Origin of the sequence: Paracoccus sp. (in: a-proteobacteria), assembly GCF_030536915.1 — a bacterium.
Classification (GTDB): Bacteria; Pseudomonadota; Alphaproteobacteria; order Rhodobacterales; family Rhodobacteraceae; genus Paracoccus.
The window spans coordinates 1-3192 of sequence record NZ_JAUNPC010000160.1; the positions used below are offsets into that span (position 1 = coordinate 1).

Annotated in this window: 4 protein-coding genes; 2 read left to right on the forward strand and 2 right to left on the reverse strand. The window is 70.9% G+C overall.

Features of this window, described 5'->3' with window-relative positions; genetic code table 11:
- Positions 1 to 428, forward strand: a 428-nt coding sequence (locus Q4F04_RS15115; RefSeq protein ID WP_368660737.1) for a sorbosone dehydrogenase family protein, incomplete at its 5' end; no start/stop codon positions are given.
- 111 nt (positions 429 to 539) lie between these two features.
- Here the strand turns inward: Q4F04_RS15115 and Q4F04_RS15120 are convergent.
- Positions 540 to 1175, reverse strand: coding sequence for an aminotransferase class IV family protein (locus Q4F04_RS15120; RefSeq protein ID WP_303370620.1), 636 nt, complete (start codon positions 1173 to 1175; stop codon positions 540 to 542).
- On the reverse strand, positions 1133 to 2254 hold the full coding sequence (locus tag Q4F04_RS15125) for an aminodeoxychorismate synthase component I (protein ID WP_303370621.1): 1122 nt from the start codon (positions 2252 to 2254) through the stop codon (positions 1133 to 1135). Before Q4F04_RS15125 ends, Q4F04_RS15120 begins: the two co-directional genes overlap by 43 nt.
- A 238-nt stretch (positions 2255 to 2492) precedes the next feature.
- Between Q4F04_RS15125 and Q4F04_RS15130 the strand changes: the two genes are divergently transcribed.
- The coding region (locus Q4F04_RS15130; protein WP_303370622.1) for a CHAD domain-containing protein at positions 2493 to 3192 on the forward strand (700 nt) is incomplete at its 3' end.

A 3192-nucleotide genomic window follows, 5' to 3' on the forward strand; every position in this document is an offset into this window, starting at 1 on the left:
AGGACGGCGGCTTCTACGGCTGGCCCTGGTATTACGCGGGCGCGGGCGAGGACCCCGCCCATGCGGGCGAGCGCCCCGACCTGGCCGACAAGGCCGTCACCCCCGGGGTGCTGCTGCAGGCCCATTCCTCGACCATGCAGCTTGTCTTCCAGGACGCCGACGCCTTCCCCGAGGACTATCACGGCATCTACGCGACCATGCGGGGGTCGTGGAACCGCGAGAACCGCACCGGCTACAAGGTCGTCCGCGCGCTGATGGAGGACGGCAGGCCCACCGGCGTCTACGAGGACTTCATGACCGGCTTCGTGCTGAACGAGGCCGAGGTCTGGGGCCGCCCGACCGGCATCGCCGTCCTGCCCGATGGCAACCTGCTGGTCAGCGACGACGCCAATGGCACGATCTACCGGGTGACGCATGGCGGGCAGTAAGGCTGGCGCCATCGATCCCTAACGCGGGACCGCAGCGATTGAACAAGCCTTGGGGCGGGGCGGATGCCCTGCCCTTTTCCTCTGGCCGGCTGGCTCGCGGCGGAGGTGGTCTCAGCCCCGCCAGACTGCCGGCATCAGACCGCGCAGGGCATTCCCGACCCACAGGCGGACGCGCGGCATGTCCCCGGCCAGCAGCCTTTCCTGGTGGCATCGCCCGCTGTCCAGCAGTTCCGCGCGCAGCACCCCGGCCAGCAGCCCGCTGGACAGGGGCGGCGTCCGCATCCCCGCGCCCCGGTCGAAGAACAGGGTCGTGATGGTGCCGTCGCAGACCTCTCCGCGCTCGTTCAGGAACAGCAGTTCGTCCAAGCCCTCGGGCATCGCCGCGCGGGCGTTGTCATAGATCGCCCGGCGCGTGGTCTTGTGCCGCAGCCAGGGGTCCGACGAATTCAGCCGCGCCGGGGCCAGCCCCAGCCGCCATTTCGCCGGCGAGGGCGGCAGGGGATGGCGCGTCACCTCCAGCACCCCTTTGCGGTCCAGCGTCAGCCGCAGCCGCGCGGGCGTCCCGGCGTCGCCGGTCAGCGCGGCACGGGCCGCATCCGCATCGCAGGGCCAGCCCAGCGCCACGGCGCTGGCCGCAAGCCGCGCCAGATGCCTCCCGATGCGCGGGCAGGCCGTGCCGTCCCACAGCGCCGTCTCGATCAGCCTCAGCCCGGTGTCGTCAGCGGCAGCGCGAAGCGGGTCTTCCACAGCGCCTCCTCCCATTCCTCGGTGGCGGTGGAATCGTCGACCACGCCGCCGCCCACGTTCAGCGTCACGCGGCCCCCCGGCCAGACCGACAGGGTGCGGATCGCGACCGAAAAGCAGCCCGAGCCATCCGGCGCCATCCAGCCGAGGCTGCCGCAATAGGCGCCGCGCGGGAAGGGCTCGAGTTCGCGGATGATCTCCATCGCGCGGATCTTGGGGGCGCCGGTGATCGAGCCACAGGGGAACAGCGCCCGCATCAGCGCGGGCAGGCTGGCGGGCGCGGCTAGTCGGCCGGTCACGCGCGAGCTCATCTGGTGGACGGTGGCGAAGCTGTCGACGGCGAACAGTTCCGGCACGCGGACGGACCCGATGCGGCTGATCCGGCCGATGTCGTTGCGCAGCAGGTCCACGATCATCAGGTTCTCGGCCTGGTTCTTTTCAGATGCCGCCAGCGCCGCCGCCAGTTCGGCATCGTGCGCAGGGTCAGGGTCACGCGGCGCCGTGCCCTTCATCGGTCGCGTCTCGATCAGCCCCTCGGCATCCAGCCGCACGAAAAGCTCGGGCGAGCGCGAAACGATCGCAGGCCCGCCCAGATCGGCGAAGGCGCCGAAGCCGACCGGCTGAAGCTGCTGCAGCGCATGGAAAAGCTTGAGGGCCGAGCCGCTTTCCAACCGGCTTTCCAAGGGAAAGGTCAGGTTGACCTGATAGCAGTCGCCAGCGCGGATATAATCCTGCACCCTGGCAAAGGCCGCATCATACCCGGCCCGAGAGATCAGCGGGCGGAAAGGCGACAGCCGGACCCGTTCGTCCGGCAGGGGCAGGCCGGCATCCTCGGGTTCGTCGAAGATCCCGAAGGCCAGCAGCGGGCCTTCTGCCTGCGGCATCAGCGGCAGCAGCCGCTCCTCCAGCGCATAGCCGGCCTCGTAGGCGATCCAGCCGGCGATCCACCGGCCCGCACGGCGCGCGCGGTCAAGGCGTTCCAGCGCCGGGCCGACCTCGGCCGCGCTGTCGGCCGTGACCAGCGCATACGGGCCACGAAACAGCGCGGGGCGGTTCTTGGGGCCGAATTCGCAGAATATCACAGGTCCCTCCGCCACCATCCGGCAGGGCGGTCCCTGCGTCTTCCGGGCAAGCGATAGCGCCGGGGCGCGCGGCTGTATAGGTCCGCGGCCCGGAACCATGCCTTCCCGGCGACGGTCCCTTGCCGCCCGCGCGATTGCGGCTACGCTTTGCGGCAAGGCGGTTCCAGGCACGGGAAAGGTGACGGGCATGGCGGCCAGAAAGACGGCAGGCAGAAAATCGAAGGCTTTGGCGGCGAAGATGAGCGGCCTGCAGGCGTTCCGCCGCCTGATCGAGCAGGGGGCCGCGACCCACGACGCCCAGATCGAACCGATCCTGACCTCGGACGACCCCGAGGCAGTGCATCGCGCCCGCGTGGCGCTGCGGCGGATGCGATCAACCGTGCGGGGATTCGCGGACATGCTGTCGCCGGATGCGGGCGGGCGGCTGGAAGCGGTGCTGGCCGAACGCTTCCGCCGCCTGGGGCCGTTGCGCGACGCCGATGTCCATGCCGGGGAACTGGCCGGCACCCCCGCGGGCGACGAGGCCGCGCGGCAGGCGGCGGACCTGCGCAAGGCGCTGCGGGCCGAGCTGCGGGACGATGCCTGGGTGCCGCTGTCGGACGAGGTGGCGCGGCTGCTGGACGGGTCCAGGCTGGTCCGTGGCGGACGGCGGCGGCGGCTGGCCGAAGCCTCGGTGCAGGTGATCGCCTCGCGCGCGCTGCAGGTCGCCTGGACCGAGATGCTGGCCTTCGGCAACGACCTGGGCCGCTTGTCCGAAGATGACCTGCATGATTTCCGCAAGCGGGCCAAGGACATGCGCTACCTGTCCGAGTTCTTCGGCCCGCTCTGGCCCGGCAGGCCCGAGGCCGAGATGGTGCGCCGCATGGCAAAGATGCAGGACGCGCTGGGCACGCTCAACGACCTGACGAACATGCGGCGGAACGCCCAGGAAGGCCCCG